The organism is Kitasatospora sp. NPDC005856 (assembly GCF_040629945.1).
Lineage (GTDB): Bacteria > Actinomycetota > Actinomycetes > Streptomycetales > Streptomycetaceae > Kitasatospora.
In genome coordinates this window covers 1-23,151 of sequence record NZ_JBEXWT010000118.1, presented here as the reverse complement: position 1 = coordinate 23,151, position 23,151 = coordinate 1, and the positions used below count along the sequence as shown (strand labels likewise).

Genomic DNA, 23,151 nt, shown 5'->3' with positions numbered 1-23,151 from the left:
CAACCCCCCCCCCGCGCGGGGCGCGGGGCCGGCCGGCGCGGGCGGGGGGGGGCCGCGGGGGGGGGGGGCGGGGCCCGGGGGGGCCGCCCCCCCCCCCCCCCCCCCCCCCCCCGCGGCCCCCTCAGGGGCCGCTACCGGTGCGGGGCCGGGATGCCGGCGCAGCGCAGCCTGGCCTCGGTGAGGGCGGTCAACCGGACCGAGACCGGGGCCTGCTCGCCGCGGTGGCGGTCGATCAGCCGGTACTGGGTGGCGGCCCCGGCCCAGGCGCGCAGGCCGGCGGGGTCGCCCAGCAGGGCGGGGTCGGCGAGGTAGTGGTCGGCCATGGCGGCGGCGAGCTCCTCGATCCTCGGATCGTCCGGCCCCCAGGCCTCGGCCTCCTGGCCGCGTCTGGCCAGGTCGACGAACCCGGGGTCGTCCAGGCGGCGTTCGAGCAGGCCCAGGAAGCCGTCGAAGCCCTCCGGCACCAGCGCCCGCGCCAGCACCAGGGCCTCGCGCTGCGCCGCCACGTAGTCGGGGCCGAAGCCGAGCCCGGGCATCCGCTCCAGGGCCGCGCAGGCGCGGTCGGGCAGCAGGGCCCGGTCGCCGTCGGCGAGCCGGTGCAGGGTGTCGCGGCGCGCGGTCAGCTCCGCGATCCGCTCGTCCAGCCGCCGCTCCACGTCGGCGAGGGCGGCGGTGAAGCGCTCGCCGTCGGCGTCGAGCAGCGGCCCGATCTCCGCCAGCGGCACCCCGGCGGCGGCCAGCGTCCGGACCTGCACGAGCCGCAGCAACTCCTGCGACCCGTAGCGCCGGTAGCCGGAGGAGTCGCGCTGCGGCTCGTCGACCAGCCCCTGACGGTGGTAGTGCCGCACCGTCTTCACCGTGACGCCGACGTACGCCGCCGCCTGCCCGATCGTGACCCCGTCCGCCCTGTTCGTCATCCGTCCAGCCTGCCGTGCGGGCGGGGTGCCGTGCGACCGGCCCCGGCCCCGGCGCCGAACACCTCGTCGACGAGCCGCCGCTGGGCGCTCTGGAACGCCGCCGCGATGGACACGTCGGGGTCGTCCACGTAGTTCAGCCCGGCGGTCAGGGTCGTGCCGCCGTCCGGGGAGCCGTACATCAGCGCCGCCGAGCCGATGGTGGCGCCGTTGTGGTGGAAGACGGTGCCGGTGTCCGTGCTCTGGGCGAACAGGCCCAGTCCGTAGCCGGCCGTCGCCTCCGGCGTGCGCATCTCGGCCAGCAGGCCGGGCGGCAGCAGCCTGCCGCCCATCAATGCGGAGAAGTACGTGTGCAGGTCCCGGGTGGTCGAGATCATGTCGCCGCCGCCGCAGACCCAGGACGGGTTGTGGCGGGTGATGTCGACCGTCCGCTCCCGTCCGGCGTCCTCGTAGCGGTAGTAGCCGTGGGCGTGCGGCCCGGGGACCTCCGGCGAGGCGCCCGGTGCCACCGTGCCGGTCAGCCCGAGCGGCTCCAGGACCAGCCGCCGCAGCTCCCCGGCGAACGGCCGGCCACTGACGTGCTCGACCACCAGCCGGGCCAGCACGTAGTTGGTGTTGGCGTAGCTCCAGCGCGCCCCCGGTGCGAACCGCGCCGGCCGGGACAGCGACAGCCGCACCAACTCCTCGGGCCGGTAGGTGCGGAAGCGGCCGTCCACCCACTCCTTGCCGCGCCACGGGACACCCGGCACGAACGTCCCGTCCTCCTCCAGTTCGCCGGTGTGGTTGAAGATCCCGCTGGTGTGCCGGAGCAGCATCCGCACGGTGATCCGCCGGTCCAGCCCGAGCCCGGGCAGGTGGTCGCCGGCCGGTTCGTCCAGGGCCAGCCGGCCCTCGGCCACCAGCATGAGCACCGTGGTCGCCACGAAGCTCTTGGTGACGCTGCCGACGCGGAAGTGCCCGTCGACCGGCGGCCTGCCGTCGCGGCCCAGCTCTGCGGACCCGGCGCTGGCGACCCACTCGCCGTGCGCGTCGTTCACCCGCAGCTGCACCCCGAGGAAACCCGATTCGGCGATCTCCTCGATCGCCTGCCGCAGCCCCGGGCGATCCGGACCGTGACCGCTGTGGTGGGTGGTGGACATGCTGCCCCCTCGTATCCGCTGGGCCCGCTTCGGTAGCGGGCCCGGTGGCAGGAGCCTCCACCCTGACCCGAGGTCAACCTCAACCGTGTTCCGGATCACAGCCGCCGCCGCTCGCCCGTGCGGGCCGGGGGTGTCCCACCCGACACGAAGGCCCCCGACCGGAGAAAGCGGTGGGGGGCCGTTCGCTGCCCACCGTGGCGCACCGGTGAGGTGGTCGGGCGGGTCGGGCGGAAACGTCGGGTCGGGTGGAATCGGCTGGAATCGGGTGGTCGGGTGGACCCCCGGGAGCCGGGGCCGCCTCCGGCGCGATCGAAAGAAGGCGGCCCCGGCCCCGGTACGGGTTCCGTACGGGCGGGGCATCGACCGCGGAGCCCGTACGGTTGCGGTCGGCACCCATTCCACGACTTCAACAGCACTTGAAGTCAAGCCCTCCGGCCCCTCGCCCGAGGCGAGGCCCCGCCCGAGGGCGCCGCTCCGGGGCCAGGTAGCCTCGCTCCGGCGGGGGACTGCGGAGGACAGACACGGACAAGACGGGCAGGGGCGGGCGGATGACCGAGCAGCACAGCTACTGGCGGGCGTCGGACGGCGCGGCGGTCAGCGCCAGCCAGGCGCACATCGTGTGGACCAGGGCGGCCTACCCCGCACTGGTGGAGGTGGCGCGCCGCTACCACGCGGTGATCAGCTACGCGGACCTGGCCGAGGCGGTGCAGGAGGCCTCCGGGGTACGCACCCGGATCAACCAGCGGCACTGGATCGGCAAGGTGCTGTCCCTGGTGATCCTCGAGGCGCACCGGCGCGGCGACCCGCCGCTGACCGCCCTGGTGGTGCACGCCACGGACGGCCGGGTCGGCCCCGGCTACCAGGAGGTGCTGGCGGTGGCCGGACAGCCGCCGGTGGCCGCGGAGATGGACCGCGAACAGCACGCGGCCGCCGCCCGCCTGGCCTGCTACCGGCACTTCGGCGCCGACCTGCCCGCCGACGGCGGCATCCCCGCCCTGGCCCCGCGCCTGCGCGCCACGGTGGAGCGCAAGGCCGCCGTCGCCGCCCCGCCGCGCCCGCCGGCGATCTGCCCGAACTGCTTCCTGGAACTGCCCGCCACCCGGGTGTGCGACTCCTGCGGGGCGACCGTCGCACCGTAGCGGGGGGAGCGGGGGCGTGAACGGTGCCCTGGGGTGGGGCGTGGACGCGGCGGTGGCACTGGTCCTGACGGCCGCCGAGGTGGCGGCGATCGTCGTGCTGACGTACGGGTCGCTGCTGCGGCGTTCCTCGCGCGGCCGACCGGCGAGCTGGTCGGACGGCGAGGCCGTACGCCGGATCGCGGGCGCCGCCGCGCCCCCGGCCGCCGCCGCGGTGCTCTTCGCACGGGCGGCGCACTGGCCGGTCACCGCGGCGGCGCAGGCGCTGCTGGCCGCGCTGCTGCTCCTGCTGCTCGTCCTCGGCCTGGCGACCGACGCCGGTCGCCGCCTGCGCGGGTGGCGGCAGCAGCGCCGGCAACAGCAGCAGCGGCAACAGCGGCAGCGACGGCCGGCCGAGGACTGAGCGGACGTCACCGCCCGGCCGGACGTCACCGCCCGGCCCGAGGTCACACGGCGGCGGGCATCCGCCCCGGCATCTGCCAGCCCTCGGCGAGGCGGGAGGGGGCCAGGCGCCGCCCGTCGCCGAAGAACTCGCAGAACTTCATGATCAGCGGGTCCCAGCCGACCGGGTCGACGTAGTGGCCGCTGCCGGGCACCAGCAGGCTCTCCTCGACGTGGGCGCGCACCACCGTCACCTCGAAGGCGGTGCGCCCGCCGCCCGTCAGCGCCGTCGCCGACTCCACCCGGCACTCCAGCTGCACCGGGCACTCGGCGGCGCGCGGCGCCCGCACCAGCTCGCCGGGCAGCTCGGTCATGCCCGCCGCGGCGAACTTCTGCCGCTCGTGGCGGTAGCCCTGCTTCAGCCGGTACTCGGGGATCCGCGGGTTGGCGGTCAGCAGCGCGAGGGCGTCCACGGCGTCCACCTGCGCGGAGGAGGGCAGGTTGAGCACGCACTCGCCCTCGCGCCGCAGGTTGGCGGCGGTCTGGGAGCTGTCGCCGAGGCCCAGCATGCAGGACTGCCCCAGCCACCACGCCGAGGACATCGGCATCAGGTTGGCGCTGCCGTCCTCGTTGCGGGAGCCGATCAGCACCACCGGGGTGCCGAAGTACAGGACCTTGAGATCGATGACCTTGTGCACGGGAACTGCCGTCCTCGGAATGGGGAATCGTTGCTGGTCAACGACTCTGCCCGGGCCCGACCGAGGACGCTGGCGGTGATCGGACATCGCGTTCCCGCCGCTCCCGCCGCTCCCGCCGCTCCCGCAGGTCCCATGGCTCCGGCGGTTCCGGCGGCTCCCGCAGGTCCCGAGGACGGGCAGGCCCGCCACGGGCACACGGCCCGTCAGCCCACCGGCCCCCGGGCGGCCACCAGCCGGGCCCGGCCGTCGCGCAGCCGGTAGGACAGGCCCACCACGGCCACCTTCCCCTCGGCGATCCGCGCGGCCAGCGCCTGCGAGCGCTCCACCAGCAGGTCCACGGTCTGGCGGATGTGCTCGTCCACGATCCCGTCACGGTCCTCGATGCCCGCCGCCCTGGCGGACAGCACGCTCGGGGTCACCCGCTCCACCACGTCCCGGACGAAACCGCCCGGCAGCTGCCCCTGCTCCAGGGAGTCCAGCGCCGCCGCCACGGCACCGCAGGAGTCGTGACCCAGCACCACCACCAGCGGGCAGTCCAGCACGCTCACCCCGTACTCGATGCTGCCCAGCGCCTCCGCACCGGTGACGTGCCCGGCGGTGCGCACCACGAACAGGTCGCCCAGACCCTGGTCGAAGATGATCTCGGCGGCCAGCCGGGAGTCCGAACAGCCGAACAGCACCGCGAAGGGCCGCTGCGCCGGAGCGAGCGCCGCGCGGTGCCCGGCGTCCTGGTTGGGGTGCTCGGGGTTGCCCGTGACGAACCGGGCGTTGCCCTGCATCATCACCCGCAGCGCCTGGGCGGGGTCGGTGAGGAAGTCGTCCGTCGGGCCGTCGAGCGGGCCGGGCTCGGGCGCGGTTATCGGTGTGGGGATCATGCCTGCACCCTAGATCGCCGCAGGTGGAGCCCGCAGCCGGGGGTCAAGGGTCGGACGGCCCCATGGGCGGGTCCGTACGACCCCGTGCGATCCGCACGCGACCTGCGTACGGCCTCATGCGCCCCGTGCGGGCCCGTACCGTTCCCGGGGCGCGCCCACGGCGGGCCGGCGGCTACGGGGCGGGGCGCAGGGCGAGGACGGTGACGTCGTCGCGGCTGTGGCCGCCGCTCCAGCGGCGGGCCCGCCGCTCCAGGGCCTCGGGCAGGGCGTCGGCGGGGGTGGCGGCGAGGTCGGCCAGACCCTGTTCGACCGGGTAGAACGTGCCGGAGGCGTCCTGGGCCTCGGTGATGCCGTCGGTGAGCAGGACCAGCACCCCGTCCCCGGGCAGCGCGAAGCGCCGTACCGGGCGCGGCTCGCCGGGGGCGGCCAGGGCGGCGAGGCCGAGCGGGAGGCCGGCGTCCAGGGGGACGGGCTCCACACGGCCGTCGGGGTGCAGCAGGTAGGGGGAGAGGTGGCCGCAGTTGACGGCCCGCACCTCGGTGGCGGAGCCGCCCCGGGACCGGGCACCGTTCCGGTTTGCGTTCCCGTCCGGGACCTCCCCGCCCCCGTCCCCGCCCCCGTTTCCGGTGGGGGCCTGCCCGTTCCCGTCCGTGCCGCCGACGCACAGCACGGTGGCGGTGACGAACCGTTCCTGCTCGCCGCTCTGCACCGCGTACGCGTTGTGCCGCTCCACCGCCGCCTCCAGGGCGTCGGCGACGGCGGGCAGCCGCGCCTCGCGGAAGGCCGCCTCCCGGAAGGCGCTCAGCACCGCGAAACCCGTCCCGATCGCGGGCAGGCCCTTGCCCTGGACGTCCCCGACCAGCACCCGGGTGCCGTGCGGGGTCTCGGCGACGTCGTACAGGTCACCGCCGACCAGGGCGTCCTCCTCCACCGGCCGGTACAGCCCGTCCAGGCGCACGTCCGACGTGGCGACGGGCAGCGGGCGCAGCAGCTGACGCTGGAGGGCGACGGCGCTCTGCCGCATCCGGGACAGCTGCCGCTCGCGCCGCACCCGCCGCGCGCACAGGGAGATCACGGCGCCCTCGGCGGCGATCACGCCCACCAGGGTGCCCAGCCGGGCCGACAGGTCGCCGGGCGGGACCAGCACCGAGTGGACCACGATCACGGCGGTCACCCACACCGACACGGCCACCGTCTGGGCGACGGTGCCCAGACCCGCCAGCAGCGCCGGCAGGAACACCAGCAGCAGCACCAGGCGGGAACCGGTGCCGCTGGCCGCCTGGACGAGCAGCACCGCGGCGGTGGCGACCAGCACGCCGAGCACCACCGCCCGGTTGCCGGGCGCGCGCGGAGCGATGGACTGCTGGTCGTTGCCGTCCACCCACACCGCCCTCTCCGCCGTCCGGCCGTTCCTCCAGAGTGGTCGGCGCGGCGGGGCGCACGCGAGCGGGCTGCGCCGGGCGGGGGATCCGGGGCCGGGACGCCGTCCGTCGGCGGCGCTCGGTACGGTGGCCGGTGTGTCCTCCCCGTCCACCACGCCTTCCTCCCCTTCCTCCCCGTCCTCCCGGGCGACCCCCGCGGGCCGGGTGCCGCTCGACGACCTGGTGCGGCTGCGCCGGGCCCGGGACCGGATGGACCGCGAGTACGCGCAGCCGCTGGACGTGCCGGCGCTGGCCCGGACCGCGCTGATGTCCTCCGGCCACTTCTCGCGCAGCTTCCGCGCCGCCTACGGCGAGACCCCGTACAACTACCTCATGACCCGCCGGATCGAGCGGGCCAAGGCGCTGCTGCGGCGCGGGGACCTCAGCGTGACCGAGGTGTGCATGGCGGTGGGCTGCACCTCGCTGGGCTCCTTCAGCACCCGCTTCACCGAACTGGTCGGACAGAGTCCCAGCGCCTACCGGGCCGGCGACCACGAGCCGGGCGCGGCGATCCCGGCCTGCATCGCCAAGATCCACACCCGCCCGGTGCGCCGCGCGGAGCCGAAGGAGACCAAGGAGGCGAAGGGGGGTGTGGGGGCGAAGGAGGCCTCGGGGGCGAAGGGGGCCACGGGGGAGGAGGACGGCGGCCCCGGTGCTCCCGTAGCGTGACGGGCATGAGCATCGAACTCGCGCAGTGCTTCATCGCCGTCGACGACCACGACCGGGCGCTCGCCTTCTACCGCGACGTCCTCGGCTTCGACGTGCGCAACGACGTCGCCTTCGAGGGCATGCGCTGGGTCACCGTCGGCTCGCCCGACCAGCCCGGCGTGGAGATCGTCCTGGAGCCCCCGCTGGCCGACCCGCACGCCTCCGAGACCGACCGTCAGGCCGCCGCCGAACTCCTCGCCAAGGGCCTGCTGCGCGGCGTCATCTTCCGCACCGACGACTGCGACGCCACCTTCGAGCGCATCCGGGCGGCCGGCGCCGAGGTCCTCCAGGAGCCGATGGACCAGCCCTACGGGGTGCGCGACTGCGCCTTCCGCGACCCCTCGGGCAACATGCTGCGCTTCAACCAGCCGCGTCCGCGGTAGCCGCCGGTCCCGTTCCGCCCGGGCGCGGCCTCAGGACCAGGCCCGGGCTCGGCCTCAGGTTCGGGCTCGGCCTCGGCCTCAGGCGGAGCGGGCGGGCAGTGGGTAGTCGGGCAGGGCGATGTCGCCGGCCTTGGCGAACTGGGCGGCCATGATCGGGCGCAGCGGCCAGCGGCCCATCCAGCGCATGGAGGCGGCGCGCAGGCGGATCATCAGGGCGTTGTCGGGGGCGTAGCCGTTCAGGCCGCCGGGCGGCAGTTCCTGGGCGCGGGTCACGTAGGGGCGCATCCGTTCCTCGTAGCGGGCGAAGGCGGTGCGGAAGTCGCCTGCGGCGGCGGCGAGTTCGCCGGCCAGCAGGTAGGCGCCGACCAGGGCGAGGCTGGTGCCGAGGCCGGTGAGGGGGCTGGGGCTGTAGCCGGCGTCGCCGAGCAGGGCGACGCGGCCGCGGCTGTAGTGCTCGAGGTGGATCTGGCCGAAGGAGTCGAAGGCGAAGTCCTCGGCGGTGCGCATGGCGGCGAGCAGCCGGTCGACCTCCCAGCCGGCGCCGGAGAAGCGTTCGGTGAGCAGGCGCTGCTGGGCGGCGGTGTCGTGGCGGTCGTGGGCCAGGGGTGCGCAGCGCAGGCCGAGGGAGGCCTTGACCTCGCCGGGCAGGCGGCCGGGGCGGGCGCAGGCGACCAGGGCGCCGGGGGCGTTGTACATCAGGAACCAGCCGTCGAGGGCCCGGGCGAGGGCGGGGTCGTGGACGGTGAACCAGGCGTGGTAGCCGCCGAGGGGGCGGTAGTGGGCGTCGCCGGTGCCACCGGCGACGTCGGGGCTGTCGGGGCCGTCGTCGGAGGAGAAGGCGAGGCGGCGGACGGCGGAGTGCAGTCCGTCCGCGCCGACGACCAGGGCGAAGCGGCGGGCAGGGGCGTTCTCGAAGGTGACGGTGACGCCGTCGGCGTCCTGGTCCAGGGCGGTGACGGTGTCGTCCCAGAGGTACTCGACGCCGTCGGTGGCCTCGTGCAGGAGGTCGGCGAGGTCACCGCGGAGGATCTCGATCTCGGAGACGATGCCCTCGCCCTCGAACAGCTCGACGGGTATCCGGGCGGTGGTGCGTCCGCGCCGGTCGACCAGGGCGATGCCGCGCTGTTCGACGCACAGCGCGCGGGCCCGCTCCATCAGGCCCATCCGCTCGATCACGGTGCGTCCGGCGCCGCGCAGGTCGACGGTCTGCCCGCCGGGGCGCGGGCCCGGGGCGCGTTCGACGACGGTGGGGGTGAAGCCGTGGCGGCGCAGCCAGTGGGCGAGGGCGGGGCCGGCGATGCCGGCGCCGGAGACGAGGACGTCGGTGTGCGGGGTGCGGTCGAGGTGTCCCATACGGGTGAATGTACGCCGTACGCGTCGGCGTCAACAAGCCTTGTCCTGGGGGTATTTGGGCTTGGTGCACTAGTGCGGCGGGGTGCTTTCCGGGCAGGTCGGGCGGCGCGCGGGCGCGTTCGCGCAGGCAGACGGCCCGGCGGGTGCACTAGTGCGGCACGATGGTGCGATGGAGAGCACTCGACAGACAGTCAGTTCCGGTTCGCCCCTCGAGCCGCGGATCGGTTTCTCCCGGGCCGTGCGCAAGGGCAACCACGTCGCGGTCGCGGGCACCGCCCCGATCGGCGAGGACGGCACGACGGTCGGCCAGGGCGACGTCCACGCCCAGACCGTCCGCTGCCTGGACATCGCCGAGGCCGCCCTGCGGGAGGCGGGCGCCACGCTCGCGGACGTCGTGCGGACCCGCGTCATGCTCACCGACATGAGCCAGTGGCGGGAGGCGGCGCGCGCCCACGGCGAGCGCTTCGCGCAGATCCGCCCGGCCACCACCTTCGTGGAGGTGTCGCGCTTCATCGACGAGCGGTGGCTGGTGGAGGTCGAGGTGGACGCCGTCATCGGCTAGGAGATCCAGGGGGCCCAGGGGGTCCAGGAGATCCAGGAGGTCTAGGGGATCGCTGAAAGGTTTTCGGTGATCTCCCGGCCTTCGGCCGGGTAGCGGGCGAGGCCGCGGGAGAGCAGGCCGAAGGCCCGGTCGACGGCGGCCTCGACCCGGGCCCGTACCGCTTCGGCCGGCTCCCCGGCCACCATGGCCCGTCGGATCTCGCCGAGTACGGCCCGGTGGGCCCCCGTGACGGCCCCGGCCACGACCCGGGGGAGCGGGTCCTGCGGTGCGGCTCCCGACTCCTCGGCCAGGACGGCCGCGAGCGCCGCCTCGGACCGTTCGCCGAGCTCCAGCAGCCGGGCCCGCAGGGCGGCGCTGTCCTCGACGATCCGCCAGAACGCCGCCGCCCCCGGGTTCAGCCCGACGGTCGGCTCCCCGCTCGCGAAGGCCGCCAGCAGGTCGGCCCGGACGGCGTCCACGGCCGAGCTGCCCGAGGGGCGGCGGCGGACCACCTCGGCCAGGTGGGCGACCACCTCCTCCTGCCGGTCGAAGAACAGGTCCTCCTTGGTGGGGAAGTAGTTGAAGACCGTGTTCGGCGAGACCCCGGCGGCCCGGGCCACCTCGACCACCGTGACCCGGTCGAAGCCGCGTTCGGCGAACAGGCCCATGGCGGTGTCGGAGAGCAGCTCCCGGGTCTGCTGCTTCTTGAGTTCGCGAAGTCCCATGGCCGGATTCTACCCGAAGGGCATGGTGTCACTCCAAAATTGCAGTGACACCAAAAATATCGCTACGGTGACGGCATGACCTTCACCTTCGGCATCTATCCCGGCGGACTGACCGGTGACGACACCGGCGTGATCACACCCGCCCGCCCCGACGACCCGACCCGGATCGCCGCCGCCCTGCGCGAACTCCAGGGCGGCGCGGCGCAGTTCCTGGTCCGCGCCTACCGCTCGTACCCGGGCGGCGAGCACACCCCCGAGCGGCCCGAGCAGTACGCCGTCGAGGGCCGCCTCCTCGACCTGGTGGTCCAGTACCGCGAGCGCGGCGGGGAGTTGGCCGGCTGGCTGGACTTCGTCCGGCGGACGGTCCGGACCGAGGGGCACCGCCTCGCGCTGCTCCAGATCTGCGAGGAGCCCAACCTGGACCTCCCGCCCGTGGACGGCAGCATCCCGAACGTCCGGCGGGCGCTGGTCGAGGGCGTGATCGCGGCCAAGGAGGAGGCGCTGGCCCACGGATTCGACCGGCTGGTCGTCGGCTTCAACGCGGTGCCCGCCTTCGACCCTGCGGACACCTTCTGGCCCGAGCTCGGCCGGCTCGCCGACGAGCGCTTCCACCGCGCCCTGGACTACGTCGGCCTGGACTTCTTCCCGGACGTCTTCCGCCCCGTCCCGCCCGGGCGGCTCGCCGACGCGGTACGGGCGGTGCTCACCGGCTTCCGCCGGGACGCGCTGCCCGGGGCCGGGATCGGGCCCCACGTTCCCCTGCGGGTCTGCGAGAACGGCTGGCCCACCGGCCCCGGGCGCAGCGAGGCGCGACAGGCCGAGGTGGTGGCGGAGGTGGTCCGGACGGTCGCCGGGCTCGCCGGTGAGCTCAACGTCACCGGTTACGCGCTCTTCGCCCTGCGCGACGCGGACAGCGCGGGCGCCGGGCTGTTCCCGCACTTCGGCCTGGTGCGCGACGACTACACGCCCAAGCCGGCCTTCGCGGTCTACCGCGAGCTGGTCCAGGAGCTGACGAGGGGCTGACGAGGGGCTGACGGCGCGCCGGCGAGAGGGCCGGCGAGAGGGCCGGCGGGGCGACGGCGGCGGGGCGAGGCCGGCGGGGCGAGGCCGGCGGGGCCGGTGGGGGGGTGGGGGGCGGTGGGGGAATGAACCGCGGGATGGGTACGGTTGTCGCAGGTCGAGATACCCCCACCCGTATTTTTTCGGGCATCGGGAACCCCAGGACGCCCGAGAACGGAGCCCCACGTGAACCGCCCCGCCGAAGCCGTACGGCCCGCGCAGCCGCCCGCCGCACCACCCACCGACGCCCCCGGACACGGCGGCGCCCCCACGGGCGCCGCCCGACCCGGGCCGCTCGGCCGCCTCGGCGTCTGGTCCACCCGGCACTTCAAGGCCGTCCTGGTCGGCTGGCTGATCGTCGTCATCGGCCTCGGCGCCTTCGCCCCCAAGGTCACCACCGCGCTGTCCGGCGCCGGCTGGCAGGCCGACGGCTCCCAGTCCGTCCAGGTCCGCGAACTCGCCGAACGGCACTTCGCCGGCAACGCCTCCTCCGCGATCCAGATCGTCGTCGCCGCCGACCACCCCGTCACCGACCCGGCCGTCCAGCAGGTGATCACCCAGGCCGGCGACCTCGCCGCCGCCGACCCCCGGATCTCCACCGTCATCGCCCCCCAGCCCGGCGCCACCATCAGCCCCGACAGCCGCACCGCCGTCCTGCTCGCCGGCGCCAAGGCCTCACCCGACGACATGGTCCGCGCCGCCGACGACCTCAAGGAACCGCTCGCCGCCCTCGCCACCGACGGCGTCAGCGTCCACGCCACCGGCGCCTCCGTCCTGTGGAGCGACTTCAACAAGGCCAACCACGACGCCATGATGAAGTCCGAGTTCATGTCCTGGCCGGTCACCCTCGCCATCCTGGTGCTCGCCTTCGGCTCCCTCGTCGCCGCCGGCCTGCCCCTGCTGCTCACCATGGCCGGCCTCGCCGCCTCCGCCGGCTCCCTGGTACTGATCAGCCACCTCTTCCCGGTCTCCGTCTGGGCGATGAACTTCGCCATGATGTTCGCCCTCGCCCTGGGCATCGACTACGCGCTCTTCCTCGTCGTGCGCTACCGCGCCGCCCGCCGGACCGACCGGACCGGCCGGACCGACCGGGCCGAACACGGCGACCGCGCCGACAGGGGCGCCGTGCGCGCCGTCGCCGAGACCATGGACACGGCCGGCAAGGCCGTCCTGCTCTCCGGCGCCACCGTCCTGGTCAGCCTCTCCGCCGTGATGCTCGTCCCCTCCCCGGCGTTCCGCTCCATGGCCGGCGGCATCATGCTCGCCGTCCTCTTCGTCCTCGCCGCCACCCTCACCCTGCTGCCCGCCGTCCTCGGCAAGCTCGGCCACCGCATCGACGCCCTCGCCCTGCCCTGGGCCAAGTCCGCCGCCCCCGCCTCCCCGCGCTTCGCCGCCTGGGGCGAACGCCTGTGGAAGCACCCGCTGCGCTACGGCGCCCTCGCCCTCGCCGCACTGATCGCCCTCGCCGCCCCCGTCATCGGCCTGCGCACCGCCATGCCGTCCATCGCCGTCCTGCCCGAGGACGCCAGCGCCCGCGCCGGCTACACCGCCGTCCAGCAGGCCTTCGGCCCCGGCGCCCCCGGCACCCTGCAGATCCTCACCCCCACCGACCGGGCCGCCGACGTCGCCGCACAGGTCACCGCCACCCCCGGCATCGCCGCCGCCATGCCCGCCCAGCCCGCCGCCGACGGCTCCGGCTGGTCGATGATCCAGGCCGTGCCCATTGTCGACCCCTCCAGCCCCGACCTCTCCCACACCGTCCACACCCTGCGCGCCGAACTGCCCGACGACGCCATGGTCGGCGGCGCCGCCGTCGAGAACCTCGACCTGCAGCACCTGCTCACCGAGAAGACCCCCCTGGTCATCGGCGTCGTCATGGCCCTCGGCTTCCTGCTGCTGCTCGCCGCCCTGCGCGCCCCCCTCATCGCCGCCCTCGGCACCGCCGCCAGCCTGCTGTCCACCGGAGCCGCCTTCGGCGTCGCCCGCCTGGTCTTCCAGGACGGCCACGGAGCCGGCCTGCTCGGCTTCACCCCCCAGGGCTTCCTCGACGGCTGGGCACCGGTGTTCTTCTTCGCGATGATCTTCGCCATCGCCATGGACTACACCGTCTTCCTCCTCGCCTCCGCCAAGGAGCACTACGAACGCACCGGCGACCCCCGCGCCGCCATGACCGGCGCCCTGGCCCACTCCGGCCGGGTCGTCTTCGCCGCCGCCGGCGTCATGGTCGCCGTGTTCTTCACCTTCGCCCTGTCTGGCCCGCTGCCGCCCAAGGAGATGGGCATCGTGCTCGGCACCGCCGTCCTCCTCGACGCGGCCCTGGTACGCCTCGTCCTGCTCCCCGTCCTACTGCGCCTGACCGGGCACGCCGCCTGGCACACCCCCCGCCGGCTGGACCGGGTACTGCCGCGGATCACCTTCTCCCACGACTGACGGCCCGCCCACCCGATCCGTGGGCCCCCGCCCGGTCACCACCGGGGCAGGGGCGCACGCTTGACGTCCTCCCGGCCCTAGAGGACCGGGATTCCTACCACGGTCGGCTGACCGTCTCGGTGGGTTCCTGCTTCACGGCGCTGCGCGGGCACGGGTGCCCGTCTTACCTGCGCTCCACAGGCGTTTAGCCTGTCCGCCCGTCCGGCGGCCAGGATGTTGCGGGCGGCGTTGATGTCGCGGTCGTGGACGGTCCCGCAGTCTCCGCAGGTCCACTCCCGGACGCTGAGGGGTTTGGGGCCGTCCTTGACCCCGCAGGCCGAGCAGACCTGAGAGGTGGGCTCGAATCGGCCTGTCCTGCCGAAGTGGCGGCCGTACTTGAGGGCCTTGTACTCCAGCATCATGACGAACTGCGACCATCCGGCGTCGTGCACGGACTTGGCCAGGCGCGTCCGTCCGAGGCCGGACACCGCGAGGTCTTCCACGTACACCGCTTGGTTCTCGCGGACGATCTTCGTGGATTCCCGGTGGTGCCAGTCCCGGCGGCGGTCGGCCACCTTGGCGTGCTGACGTGCGACCTTCGTGCGGGCCTTGGCCCGGTTCTTCGATCCCTTCTCGCACCGGCTCAGGGCCTTCTGTAGGCGTTTGAGCTTCGTCTCCGCACGCCGCAGGAACGTCGGCGAGTCCACCTTGCGGCCGTCGGAGAGAACTGCGAAGTAGGTGAGACCGAGATCGATACCGGTCTCGGTGCCCAGCTCGGGCAGGACGTCCGGCTCGGTGTCGACCACGAACGATGCCCAGTACCGGTCGGCCGCGTCCTTGGTGACGGTGACGCTGGTCGGTGTCGCCGGAAGCGGACGGGACCAGCGGACGTCAAGGTCGCCGACCTTCGCCACGTACAGGCGGCCGGACTCCCGCAAGGAGAACCCGTTGGCGGTGAGCCGGATCGACTGCCGGTTGTCCCGTTTCGACTTGAAGCGCGGCGGCGCGACCTTCGGCCCCGTGCGCTTGCCGGTGACCGAGGAGAAGAAGTTCCGGTAGGCGGTGTGCAGGTCCCGCAGGGACTGCACCAGCACCACCGACGACACATCGCCCAGCCACGTCCGTTCCCCGGTGCGCTTGGCGGCGGTGATGACCTGCTTCTGCAGGTCGGCGTCCTTGATGTATGGCAGGCCCGCGGCGTGGGCTTCCCGACGCGCCCGCAGGCCGTCGTTGAAGACCACGCGGGCGCACCCGAACGCCTGGGCCAGCGCACGGCGCTGGGAGGCGTCCGGGTATACCCGGTAGTTGTAGCGGAGCTGCATACGGGAGATCATATCGTTTGGTCTATGAGTGAACTGACGGAGTATCGACGTGGCCGGAGCGTGGTTTCCGCGATGCATGTGCATTTGGTCTTCGTGACGAAGTACCGGCGCGGCGTCCTGGACGACGAGATGCTGACGGCCTGCGAAGCAACCATGCGCAAGGTCTGCCTGGACTTCGAAGCGGAGCTGAAGGAGTTCAACGGCGAGAAGGACCACGTGCACCTGCTGATCGACTACCCGCCGAAGGTATCCGTGTCCGGCCTGGTGAACAGCCTCAAGGGCGTGTCCGCCCGCATCCTGCGACGCGACTTCACCGACCGCGTGAACCGGGCCGTCATGCACGGGCAGTTCTGGTCGCCGTCCTACTTCGCCGCTTCCTGCGGAGGTGCCCCGCTGTCGATCATCAAGCAGTACATCGAGCAGCAACAGCGGCCCGCGTGACATGCTGCGGCCCGAGGGCGGTTCGCTCCGCACCTCGGGCCGTACGGGCTATCCCGGCCCTGAAGGACCGGGCTTGCGCCCGAATCAGTGGGTCACCCGTCGCGGCGCGGCAGGCCCCGGGGGGCTCAGACGGCCCCCGGGAGCTCAGACGGCCACGGCCCGCGGCACCTGCACCACCGCCGACAGGTCCCGCTCGGCGATCGACGGATCCGCCAACAGCACCTCGCGGGCCGCCCTCAGCACCGGACCGCCACCCGCCAGAGCGAGGTCCTTGGCGGCCAGCCGCACCGGGAAGTCCGCCTCCGTGCCGAACGCCCGGGCCACCACCCCCGCGAGCGGCCCGACCGACAACACCTCCCGCGCCTGCTCCCGCGGCACACCCAACTCATCCGCCACCGCCATGACCTCACCCAGCGCGGTGACGGACGCGACGATCGCGCCGATCACCACCACCTTCAGCGCCGCGCCCGAACCCGGGCCACCGCAGCGCCGCACCCGGCCCAACCGCTCCAGGACCGGCCACGCCCGGTCCACGTCCGCCTCCTCGCCGCCCGCGAAGACCACCAGCTCCCCGGAGGCCGCCGGACCCACACTGCCGATCACCGGCGCGTCCACCAGGACGACGCCCTGCGGCAGCCGCTCGCGCAACTCGGCGGTGGCCCGCGGGCCGATCGAGGACATGTCGATCCACAGCGCGCCCGGCGCCAGCTGCGCCGCGCACCGGCCGGCCACCTCCGCGACGGCCGCCGGGTCGGACAGCATGGTCACGACGACGTCCGCGCCGCGCACGGCCTCGGCCGCGGTGGCGGCCACGGTGACGCCCGCGCGACGGTCCCCGGTGAGGCCTTCGGCGCGGCCGGGGGAGCGGTTCCAGACGGTCAACGGGTGTCCGGCGGCGGCGAGTCGACGGGCCATCGGCAGGCCCATCCGGCCCAGCCCCAGAAATGCGATCTTCTCCATGGCCCCCACGCTAGGCAGCCACAAGCCAGGCGACAAACGAATGTCCCGCATGGTAGCCATGCACCATGGACATGGCTTGGCTGGACGTCTTCCGCACCGTCGCACACCTGGGCTCCTTCACCGCCGCCGGCGAGCGGCTGGGCTACACCCAGTCCGCGATCTCCCGCCAGATCGCCACCCTGGAAGGGGAGTTGGGCACACCGCTGTTCGACCGGCTGGCGCGCGGAGTACGGCTCACCGAGCACGGCCGCGCACTGCTGCCGCACGCCGAGGCGATGCTGGAACGGCTCGACACCACCCGGCGCGACCTGACCGCCCTCACCGAACTCACCGCCGGACAACTGAGGGTGGGCGCCTTCGACAGCGCCAACACCGCCCTCGTCCCCGACGCCCTCGCCGCCTTCCGCGCCGCCCACCCGGACGTGGCGATCAGCCTCACCGAAGGGCTCGCGGATCACCTGCTGGACCTGCTCACCCAGGGGGCCATCGACCTCGCCCTCGTCGCCTCGTACACCGAACCCGCCGACGACAGCGACCGGTTCGACTACCGCCCGCTCATGGAGGACCCGGTGCTGGTCGCCCTCCCGCGCGGACACCGCCTCGCCAGGCGCCGCCGCCTGCGGCTGGCCGAACTCGCCGACGAACCCTGGATCGCCGCCCGCCGCCACGCCGAATCCACCCTCCTCGCCGCCTGCGTGCGCAGCGGCTTCCAGCCCCGCATCGAGTACACCGTCGCCGCCTGGACCGCCAAACTCGGCCTGGTCGCCGCCGGATTGGGCGCCACCCTCATCCCCTCCCTCGCCGCCCGCGTCACCCGCCCCGGCATCGCCCTCGTCCCCCTCCACCCGGACGACACCCCGGTCCGCCAGGTCCACACCGTGACACGCCGCGGCCGCCGGATGCCGCCGGCGGTCGAGGCCTTCGAAGCACTCCTGCGAGAGCGGGAATCGGCCCGCTGACGACGCGGTGCGAGGACGGCTGCGCCAGCGCCGCACCCATTGAGCACCTTGCCCGAATCCACAAGGCGTGTAGGCGCCACGGTAAAAGGGAGCCGGCCTTCAGCCTGCGGACAACCATGGTGGAAAGGAAGCGGACGGTCCCGAAGAACAGTGGGGACTACTGGACCGAGGACCTCGGGAAAGATCCGGACATCACGCGGGGGGTGATGGCCGGGCATCAGCAGCCGCCCCGGGCCTCCCCTCAGCAGACGGTGTCCGCCACCGGCAGCGCGCCCGTCGACAGGTAGGTGTCGACGGCCTGGTTCGCGCACGCGTCGTAGGCGTTGAGGTAGAGGGTGTGGACGCGGCCGGGGACGGTGACCAGGCGCGAGCCGGGCAGGCGGGAGTGCAGGGCCAGGGCGCCCTGGTAGACGGCGTGGGTGTCGCCGGTGGCGTGGAGCTGGAGGGCGGGGACGGCGTTGTGGACCTCGACGGGCGGCTCCAGCGGGGCACTGCGCCAGGAGGCGCACGGGACGGGGGCGTTGTAGACCGGGCCGAAGACCGGTTCGGTGGCGCGGGAGTGCTCGACGGCGTCGCGGTACCACCCGGCCGAGCGCGGCATCGCCACGTCGTCGCACAGGACGGCCAGCGTGGAGGCGAGGCCCGCACCGGCGTCCGGGCCCGGGGCGAGGAGCAAGGTCAGCAGCTGGTGCAGGGCCGCTCCCGCCCGGACCGGCTTGCCGTCGGCGGCGTCCAGCAACTGCCGCAGCACGTCCGCGCACAGGGCGCTGTCACGGTCGTCGCTCTGGCAGACGGCGAGCAGGACCGGCAGCCGGGCGCCGTCGAGCCGGAAGCCGTCCACGGCGATCGGCGCGGCCTCGGCCCGGCGCACCAGGCCCTCGACGGTGGCCCGCACCGCCGCCGGACTCGCGCCCAGGCGGTAGGCGGCGTCCCGCGGCGCGGCCCAGGCGGCGAAGTCGTCCAGGGCGCGCTCGTTGGCACCGGCCATGTCCTGGAACGCCCCGATGCCGTAGCGCGCCGGGTCGAGGGCGCTGTCCAGCACCAGCCGGTCCACGCGCTGCGGGAACAGCTGCGCGTACACCGCGCCCAGCAGCGCGCCGTAGGACTGCCCGAAGAAGGAGGTCCGCTGCTCGCCCAGCGCCGCGCGCAGCACGTCGACGTCCCGGGCGGTGTTGCGGGTGGTCAGGTGGGGCAGCACATCGGGGTACTTGTTCCAGCAGGCGTCCGCGTCGGCCTCGGCCAGGCGCCACGCCTGCTCGAAGCCGCCCCGGCCGCCTCCCTCGCCGGTGCCGCTTCCGTCACCGGTGCCGCTTCCGGCCGAACGCAGCCAAGTACCGCGCGTCAGACCGCAGTCCAGGCCACCGCTGGCGCCGACCCCGCGCGGGTCCATCCCGATGATGTCGTAGGCCGCCGCCGTCCCGGGCGCCAGCTGCTCCCGCAGCGCGAGCGGCATGTCCAGCCCGCGATCGCCCGGGCCGCCGGGGTTGGTCTGCAGGACGCCCCGGCGCTTGGCCGGATCGGCGGCCCTGATCCGGGAGACCGCCAGCGAGAGGGTACGGCCCCACGGCTCGCGGTAGTCCAGCGGAACGCTCAGGGCCGCGCACTCGGCGCCGACGGCCGCCAACTGCGGCTCCCGGCACGGGGACCAGGCGAGCGGCTGGCGGTGGAAACGCTCCAGCCGGTCGGCCGCGGCCGGGGGAGCGGAGGACCCCGGGGACCGGGAGGGCACGGGGCAGGCGGGGGCGGCCGCGGTGAGCACGGTGGCCGCGGACAGGACGAGGGCGGTGGCGAGCGCCGGTGCGGTCTTCATGTCGGCCAGCCTAGAAGGGAGTTGACCACCACCCGGGATCCGGCCCCGGAACCGCCTTGACCTCAAGCCGACTTGAGGTCCTACCGTCGGTCGCGTCCAGACGATCAGCACAAGGAACGAGCACCGGACATGACGATCAAGAGCTACGAACCGCAGATCATCGCCGCCCAGCCCATCGGCGCCTGGACCGGCGAGGTCTACCGCCGCCTGGTGGTCGACGGCCTGCGCCGACAACTGGCGGTGGAAGACCTCACCCAGCCCCACTGGTGGACGCTCAACCACACCGCCGGCCGCCCCGGCGGCTGGACCCGCACCACCCTCACCGAGCGCCTCACCCCCTACGACGACCAGAACACCGCCTTCGACACCGTCTACGACGACCTGATCGCCCGCGGCTGGCTGACCGAGGACACCGACGGCGCCCTCACCCTCACCGAGGAGGGCGAGGCCGGCCGCCTGCGCGCCCGCGAACGCAACCTGAAGATCAACGAACGCGCCCACCAGGGCATCGACACCGACGACTTCGTGACCACCGTCAACGTGCTGCGCCGCATGGTGGCCAACCTGGGCGGCAACGGCAACCTCCCCGAGTGACCTCCCCGGGCGCGGAGCGGGAGGCAGGGAATTGACCCATGGAAACGACCGCCGATTGCCACCGGATCAGCGGTCTTTCCCGCCATAGGCTGGTCACATGACGACGAAGAAGAACACCGCCGCCCCCGTCCTGACCCGCTGCGCCGAGGCCGAGACCTGCACCGACCCGAGCTCCACCATGACGCTGCTGGCCGACTCGGCCCCGGCGCAGGGCGGCTTCACCGTCTACCGCTCCACCTTCGCCGCCGGCGCCCCCGGGGCGCCCGCCCACTTCCACACCCGGGCCTGGGAGCTCTTCTTCGTGATCAGCGGCTCGCTGCGGGTGCTGGTCGACGAGGAGGTCACCGTGCTGGGCGCGGGCGACTTCCTCGCCGTGCCCCCGCACACCCCGCACGCCTTCGCCGCCGCCCCCGGCGCCGAGGCCGACGTGCTGTGCGTGTTCACCCCCGGCATGGACCGCTTCGACTACCTGCGCCTGCTGGGCAGCGTCATGCGCGGCGAGAGCGACCCGGGCGCGATCGCCGCCTCGGCGGAACGCTTCGACAACCACTACGTGGACAGTCCGGCCTGGCGGGCGGCCCTGGCGGGCGACGGCGCCTGAGCCCGGCGCGCGGCCCGACGGGCCCGTGGCCGCTCGACGGACTCGCCGGCCTCCCGACGGGCCCGTGGCCGCTCGACGGACTCGCCGGCCTCCCGACGGGCCCGTGGCCGCTCGACGGGCCGGGTCCGCCCGGGTGTGGAACGGTGGTAGCCCGGGGGTGTCCCGGTTGCGAGAGGAGTGGCCATGTCGTCGAAGCGCCGCCGCAAGAAGAAGGCCAGGGCCAGGCGCGGGGCCAACCACGGCCGCCGCCCCCAGTGCTGAGCCGCGGCTGAACGGGTGAGGGCGCCCGGACGGCCCTCCCGGCCGCTCCGGGCACCGCCCGACGAAGCCCCCGCCCCGAACGGCCCCCGCCCCGACAGAGCCACCTAACCCCGACAAGGCCCCCTGGCCCGAAGAGCCCCCGCCCCCGGACGAACCGGCTCAGAGCCGCCCACGCCCCAGGAAGCCGCCGCGCGCCACCTTGTGGTACTGGCAGTAGCCGACCCAGTTCGCGCCGAAGTCCAGCTCCAGGACCACACTCCGCCCGTCCGCGCGGGCCTCGCTCAGCAGCTGCGCCGCGTCCGCGCCCGCCGGGCTCTGCTCCAGCACGAAGAGCCGGTTGATGTACGGGCCGGCCGGGATCGGATCCCGGTGCGGGATGCCGGGCCGGTCCCAGATCAGCCTCGCGCCGGGGCTGGACAGGCACGGGGAGTGCATCCGCCAGCCGTCGGCGTCGATACCGCCGTCGCGGTACCAGCGCAGCGCGTGGTCCAGGCTCCCCTCCGGGTCCGGCCCCTGTCCCTTGGCCTGCCACTCGGCCACGCCCGCCGCCGCGATCCGGGGCAGGACGTCGACGATGTCCTCCCGGACCACGAAGTAGGCGCGGGCGTGGATCCGGCAGACCAGCAGGGTGTCCCTGGGGTGGTCCAGACCGTGGAAGGTCGGCCGGGTGGACTGGTCCAGGACCTGGGTCAGCACGTGCTCGACCCCCTCCACCGCCCCCAGCGCCTCGACCACCGTCCCGATCCGCTCCCGCTCGGCCGCCCGGGCCGCCCGCGCCGCCGGCGCGTCGATCAGCTTCAGCTTGCGCCGCTCGGTGGGCCAGCGCAGCGCCCGCTGCTCCTGCACACCGTTGAGGAGCGGGTTCAGCAGCATGCCGATGAGGTACATCAGATTCGTCGCCAGCTTCTCCAGGAAAGCCTTCACCAGCAGGGGTCCTCTCGGGTCGCACGCGCATCTGCGTCCACACCCTGTCCCGCCCGCACCCCGGCCCGCAATCCACCCCCGTACTCAACTCCCCTCCGTGTCCGACCAGTTGCCGAACGCTTCGGTTGCGGGCCCGGGCCGGCCCCCACCGGAAGCCGCCTGACCCCGTCCACCGACACCGCCTACCGGACGCGGGAGTTCGCCCTGGTCGACCGCAGCGGCAACCTGCTGCGGATCGGCAGCCCGCACGGGCCCCGGTAGGTTCCGCACCCGCCTGCGCACCCGAACCCGCCTGTACACCCGCACCCGCCCGGGGGCCCCGGCGGCTCGGGCCGGCCGCTCAGGAGCGTACGGGTGCCGCGCTCCCGGGTGCGGGCGATGTCGCGCGGGAGCGGCGTACGCGGGTGACGAGGAACCAGAGGCAGGTCAGCAGGGCCATGGTGGAGAACACCGTGATGAGCAGCTGCGTGTCGGGCATGTCGTCGTCGGGGTAGTGGGTGCCCACCACGCGGGCCGACGCCGGATGGTCCGCGGCCACTTCCAGGGGAACGGCCGCGCCGGGGCCCGGGTTCTTGACGCGGTGCTTGAAGTTGAGCGAGGTCGTGCTGTACTCGCGCTCACCGACCCGGTACGTGACGGTGTATTCCACTCCGCCCTTCCCCCGCTGCCGTTCGGCGCTGATGGTGGCGTCCACGCGCAGCGGCTTGGCGTCGATGCGGTCCGCCGCCCGGTGTTGCGCGAGCAGGCCGGACAGGCTCAGACCGAGCACCAGCAGCGCGAGCACCGCCCCTGCCAGTGGCAGGGGCCACGCGAGGCGGACGATTTTCCTCATGGCCCCGACGGTAGCCGCCGTGGCCCGGGCGGGGCCACGGCATCGCGGTAGCGGTTCGGCAGGGCCCGAGCCGTCCCGTCGGGCGAGGCGGGCGGGTGGGTGGCAGCCTCGCCGCCCCGATCCCTCGCCGCCCCGAACCCTCGCCGCCCCGATCCCCGGCAGGAGTACCCGATTCCGCCGCCGATGTGCTCCGGGTTTTGCGATTTCCCCACGGCCCGCGCGTGCGGCGCCTAGGTTGATTGCCGACACCATTTCTGAAGGCACCCGCTTTGACTGGTCCGTGATGGTTGGTCCACATAGATCCCGGGTTTTGTGTCATCAATTCCTAATCTTTACTTGACACTTATGCCCGCAAACGAGAAGGATCCGCGTCGATTGCACGAAGATCGACGAACCCTGGGGGCACGGTGTCGACCGAGAAATCCGGATGCGAACGGTCCGCGCGCGATGGTGCGGCGAATGCCGTCGACATTCCGCCCGCCGACTGCGGCGTCGAGCTGAACACCTCCACCGGGGTCTGATCCCCCCTCTGCTCCGTGGGTCGGGCGGCTTTCCTGCCACCCGGCCCACGGTCTGCCATATCCCTTTGAATTCCGAGGAGTTGTTCCCACCCATGAGCAGGAAGAGGTCGGTGCTGCGGCTGCCGGCCCGTACCAGGGTGTCCGCGGTCATCGCGGGCACGCTGGTCGGGTCGCTGCTGCCGGC

At 74.0% G+C, this 23,151-nt stretch carries 23 protein-coding genes; 11 read left to right on the top strand and 12 right to left on the bottom strand.

Annotated features, from left to right (window positions below; translation table 11 throughout):
* Window positions 1–131: 131 nt before the first annotated feature.
* Both ABZ449_RS37885 and ABZ449_RS37880 read right to left on the bottom strand, forming a co-directional pair.
* Window positions 132–917 (bottom strand): MerR family transcriptional regulator, encoded by a 786-nt coding sequence (locus ABZ449_RS37885; protein ID WP_360355465.1) that lies wholly within the window; start codon window positions 915–917, stop codon window positions 132–134.
* Window positions 914–2,053, bottom strand: a complete 1,140-nt coding sequence (locus tag ABZ449_RS37880; RefSeq protein ID WP_360355462.1) for a serine hydrolase domain-containing protein — start codon at window positions 2,051–2,053, stop codon at window positions 914–916. Before ABZ449_RS37880 ends, ABZ449_RS37885 begins: the two co-directional genes overlap by 4 nt.
* Before the next feature lie 548 nt (window positions 2,054–2,601).
* Here ABZ449_RS37880 and ABZ449_RS37875 point away from each other — a divergent pair.
* Both ABZ449_RS37875 and ABZ449_RS37870 read left to right on the top strand, forming a co-directional pair.
* On the top strand, window positions 2,602–3,192 hold the full coding sequence (locus tag ABZ449_RS37875; RefSeq protein WP_360355459.1) for a hypothetical protein: 591 nt from the start codon (window positions 2,602–2,604) through the stop codon (window positions 3,190–3,192).
* Window positions 3,193–3,208: 16 nt separating this feature from the next.
* Window positions 3,209–3,592: a hypothetical protein gene (locus tag ABZ449_RS37870; protein ID WP_360355456.1), complete on the top strand. Its 384-nt coding sequence runs from the start codon at window positions 3,209–3,211 to the stop codon at window positions 3,590–3,592.
* Window positions 3,593–3,635: 43 nt separating this feature from the next.
* Here the strand turns inward: ABZ449_RS37870 and ABZ449_RS37865 are convergent, their stop codons facing one another.
* The 3 genes from ABZ449_RS37865 to ABZ449_RS37855 form a co-directional block, all read right to left on the bottom strand.
* Window positions 3,636–4,268, bottom strand: coding sequence for a flavin reductase family protein (locus ABZ449_RS37865; protein ID WP_360355453.1), 633 nt, complete (start codon window positions 4,266–4,268; stop codon window positions 3,636–3,638).
* Window positions 4,269–4,471: 203 nt separating this feature from the next.
* Window positions 4,472–5,050, bottom strand: a complete 579-nt coding sequence (locus ABZ449_RS37860) for a carbonic anhydrase (protein ID WP_360355470.1) — start codon at window positions 5,048–5,050, stop codon at window positions 4,472–4,474.
* Between the two features lie 265 nt (window positions 5,051–5,315).
* Entirely contained in the window at window positions 5,316–6,524 is a 1,209-nt protein-coding gene (locus ABZ449_RS37855; RefSeq protein WP_360355450.1) for a PP2C family protein-serine/threonine phosphatase, read from the bottom strand.
* Between the two features lie 205 nt (window positions 6,525–6,729).
* Between ABZ449_RS37855 and ABZ449_RS37850 the strand changes: the two genes are divergently transcribed.
* Both ABZ449_RS37850 and ABZ449_RS37845 read left to right on the top strand, forming a co-directional pair.
* Window positions 6,730–7,233: a helix-turn-helix transcriptional regulator gene (locus tag ABZ449_RS37850; RefSeq protein ID WP_360355467.1), complete on the top strand. Its 504-nt coding sequence runs from the start codon at window positions 6,730–6,732 to the stop codon at window positions 7,231–7,233.
* A 5-nt stretch (window positions 7,234–7,238) separates the two neighbouring features.
* Entirely contained in the window at window positions 7,239–7,655 is a 417-nt protein-coding gene (locus ABZ449_RS37845; protein ID WP_360355447.1) for a VOC family protein, read from the top strand.
* 78 nt (window positions 7,656–7,733) lie between these two features.
* Here ABZ449_RS37845 and ABZ449_RS37840 read toward each other — a convergent pair whose 3' ends face one another.
* Window positions 7,734–9,008 carry an FAD-dependent monooxygenase gene (locus tag ABZ449_RS37840; protein ID WP_360355444.1) on the bottom strand — a complete coding sequence of 425 codons (1,275 nt, stop codon included), beginning with the start codon at window positions 9,006–9,008 and terminating at the stop codon, window positions 7,734–7,736.
* A gap of 169 nt (window positions 9,009–9,177) precedes the next feature.
* On the opposite strand from ABZ449_RS37840, the gene ABZ449_RS37835 reads away from it, so the two are divergent.
* A complete protein-coding gene (locus ABZ449_RS37835; RefSeq protein ID WP_360355442.1) occupies window positions 9,178–9,570 on the top strand; it encodes a RidA family protein in 393 nt (130 codons plus the stop codon).
* Window positions 9,571–9,611: 41 nt separating this feature from the next.
* Here ABZ449_RS37835 and ABZ449_RS37830 read toward each other — a convergent pair whose 3' ends face one another.
* Complete coding sequence (locus tag ABZ449_RS37830) at window positions 9,612–10,274, bottom strand: TetR family transcriptional regulator (protein WP_360355439.1); 663 nt, start codon at window positions 10,272–10,274, stop codon at window positions 9,612–9,614.
* Window positions 10,275–10,349: 75 nt separating this feature from the next.
* Here ABZ449_RS37830 and ABZ449_RS37825 point away from each other — a divergent pair, with 75 nt between their 5' ends.
* Together ABZ449_RS37825 and ABZ449_RS37820 are read left to right on the top strand one after the other, a co-directional pair.
* A complete protein-coding gene (locus ABZ449_RS37825) occupies window positions 10,350–11,297 on the top strand; it encodes a hypothetical protein (protein ID WP_360355437.1) in 948 nt (315 codons plus the stop codon).
* A 222-nt stretch (window positions 11,298–11,519) separates the two neighbouring features.
* Complete coding sequence (locus tag ABZ449_RS37820) at window positions 11,520–13,763, top strand: MMPL family transporter (RefSeq protein WP_360355434.1); 2,244 nt, start codon at window positions 11,520–11,522, stop codon at window positions 13,761–13,763.
* A gap of 77 nt (window positions 13,764–13,840) precedes the next feature.
* Here ABZ449_RS37820 and ABZ449_RS37815 read toward each other — a convergent pair whose 3' ends face one another.
* Window positions 13,841–15,064: an RNA-guided endonuclease TnpB family protein gene (locus tag ABZ449_RS37815; RefSeq protein WP_360355431.1), complete on the bottom strand. Its 1,224-nt coding sequence runs from the start codon at window positions 15,062–15,064 to the stop codon at window positions 13,841–13,843.
* A gap of 24 nt (window positions 15,065–15,088) precedes the next feature.
* Between ABZ449_RS37815 and tnpA the strand changes: the two genes are divergently transcribed.
* Entirely contained in the window at window positions 15,089–15,505 is a 417-nt protein-coding gene (tnpA, locus tag ABZ449_RS37810; RefSeq protein WP_360355428.1) for an IS200/IS605 family transposase, read from the top strand.
* A gap of 144 nt (window positions 15,506–15,649) precedes the next feature.
* Here tnpA and ABZ449_RS37805 read toward each other — a convergent pair whose 3' ends face one another.
* The gene (locus ABZ449_RS37805) at window positions 15,650–16,465 is read right to left on the bottom strand and encodes an NAD(P)-dependent oxidoreductase (protein ID WP_360355426.1); all 816 of its coding nucleotides are present in this window, start codon (window positions 16,463–16,465) and stop codon (window positions 15,650–15,652) included.
* Between the two features lie 65 nt (window positions 16,466–16,530).
* Between ABZ449_RS37805 and ABZ449_RS37800 the strand changes: the two genes are divergently transcribed.
* Window positions 16,531–17,424 (top strand): LysR family transcriptional regulator, encoded by an 894-nt coding sequence (locus ABZ449_RS37800; protein ID WP_360355423.1) that lies wholly within the window; start codon window positions 16,531–16,533, stop codon window positions 17,422–17,424.
* Between the two features lie 241 nt (window positions 17,425–17,665).
* Here ABZ449_RS37800 and ABZ449_RS37795 read toward each other — a convergent pair whose 3' ends face one another.
* Window positions 17,666–19,234: an alpha/beta hydrolase gene (locus ABZ449_RS37795; protein ID WP_360355420.1), complete on the bottom strand. Its 1,569-nt coding sequence runs from the start codon at window positions 19,232–19,234 to the stop codon at window positions 17,666–17,668.
* Window positions 19,235–19,363: 129 nt separating this feature from the next.
* Between ABZ449_RS37795 and ABZ449_RS37790 the strand changes: the two genes are divergently transcribed.
* The gene (locus ABZ449_RS37790) at window positions 19,364–19,828 is read left to right on the top strand and encodes a MarR family transcriptional regulator (RefSeq protein ID WP_360355417.1); all 465 of its coding nucleotides are present in this window, start codon (window positions 19,364–19,366) and stop codon (window positions 19,826–19,828) included.
* Between the two features lie 97 nt (window positions 19,829–19,925).
* On the top strand, window positions 19,926–20,429 hold the full coding sequence (locus tag ABZ449_RS37785) for a cupin domain-containing protein (protein ID WP_360355414.1): 504 nt from the start codon (window positions 19,926–19,928) through the stop codon (window positions 20,427–20,429).
* Between the two features lie 420 nt (window positions 20,430–20,849).
* On the opposite strand, the gene ABZ449_RS37780 is transcribed toward ABZ449_RS37785, so the two are convergent.
* On the bottom strand, window positions 20,850–21,614 hold the full coding sequence (locus ABZ449_RS37780) for a hypothetical protein (protein ID WP_360355411.1): 765 nt from the start codon (window positions 21,612–21,614) through the stop codon (window positions 20,850–20,852).
* Window positions 21,615–21,954: 340 nt separating this feature from the next.
* On the bottom strand, window positions 21,955–22,446 hold the full coding sequence (locus ABZ449_RS37775; RefSeq protein ID WP_360355408.1) for a hypothetical protein: 492 nt from the start codon (window positions 22,444–22,446) through the stop codon (window positions 21,955–21,957).
* Between the last annotated feature and the right edge of the window lie 705 nt (window positions 22,447–23,151).

Excerpts from the sequence above, each read along its gene's own strand:
- ABZ449_RS37790 (WP_360355417.1), top strand. The coding sequence starts at position 19,364 with ATGACGATCAAGAGCTACGAACCGCAGATCATCGCCGCCCAGCCCATC.
- ABZ449_RS37775 (WP_360355408.1), bottom strand. The coding sequence starts at position 22,446 with ATGAGGAAAATCGTCCGCCTCGCGTGGCCCCTGCCACTGGCAGGGGCG.
- ABZ449_RS37875 (WP_360355459.1), top strand. The coding sequence starts at position 2,602 with ATGACCGAGCAGCACAGCTACTGGCGGGCGTCGGACGGCGCGGCGGTC.
- ABZ449_RS37840 (WP_360355444.1), bottom strand. The coding sequence starts at position 9,008 with ATGGGACACCTCGACCGCACCCCGCACACCGACGTCCTCGTCTCCGGC.
- ABZ449_RS37805 (WP_360355426.1), bottom strand. The coding sequence starts at position 16,465 with ATGGAGAAGATCGCATTTCTGGGGCTGGGCCGGATGGGCCTGCCGATG.
- ABZ449_RS37845 (WP_360355447.1), top strand. The coding sequence starts at position 7,239 with ATGAGCATCGAACTCGCGCAGTGCTTCATCGCCGTCGACGACCACGAC.
- ABZ449_RS37785 (WP_360355414.1), top strand. The coding sequence starts at position 19,926 with ATGACGACGAAGAAGAACACCGCCGCCCCCGTCCTGACCCGCTGCGCC.
- tnpA (WP_360355428.1), top strand. The coding sequence starts at position 15,089 with ATGAGTGAACTGACGGAGTATCGACGTGGCCGGAGCGTGGTTTCCGCG.
- ABZ449_RS37825 (WP_360355437.1), top strand. The coding sequence starts at position 10,350 with ATGACCTTCACCTTCGGCATCTATCCCGGCGGACTGACCGGTGACGAC.
- ABZ449_RS37795 (WP_360355420.1), bottom strand. The coding sequence starts at position 19,234 with ATGAAGACCGCACCGGCGCTCGCCACCGCCCTCGTCCTGTCCGCGGCC.
- ABZ449_RS37830 (WP_360355439.1), bottom strand. The coding sequence starts at position 10,274 with ATGGGACTTCGCGAACTCAAGAAGCAGCAGACCCGGGAGCTGCTCTCC.
- ABZ449_RS37800 (WP_360355423.1), top strand. The coding sequence starts at position 16,531 with ATGGACATGGCTTGGCTGGACGTCTTCCGCACCGTCGCACACCTGGGC.
- ABZ449_RS37815 (WP_360355431.1), bottom strand. The coding sequence starts at position 15,064 with ATGCAGCTCCGCTACAACTACCGGGTATACCCGGACGCCTCCCAGCGC.
- ABZ449_RS37835 (WP_360355442.1), top strand. The coding sequence starts at position 9,178 with ATGGAGAGCACTCGACAGACAGTCAGTTCCGGTTCGCCCCTCGAGCCG.
- ABZ449_RS37860 (WP_360355470.1), bottom strand. The coding sequence starts at position 5,050 with ATGATGCAGGGCAACGCCCGGTTCGTCACGGGCAACCCCGAGCACCCC.
- ABZ449_RS37885 (WP_360355465.1), bottom strand. The coding sequence starts at position 917 with ATGACGAACAGGGCGGACGGGGTCACGATCGGGCAGGCGGCGGCGTAC.
- ABZ449_RS37880 (WP_360355462.1), bottom strand. The coding sequence starts at position 2,053 with ATGTCCACCACCCACCACAGCGGTCACGGTCCGGATCGCCCGGGGCTG.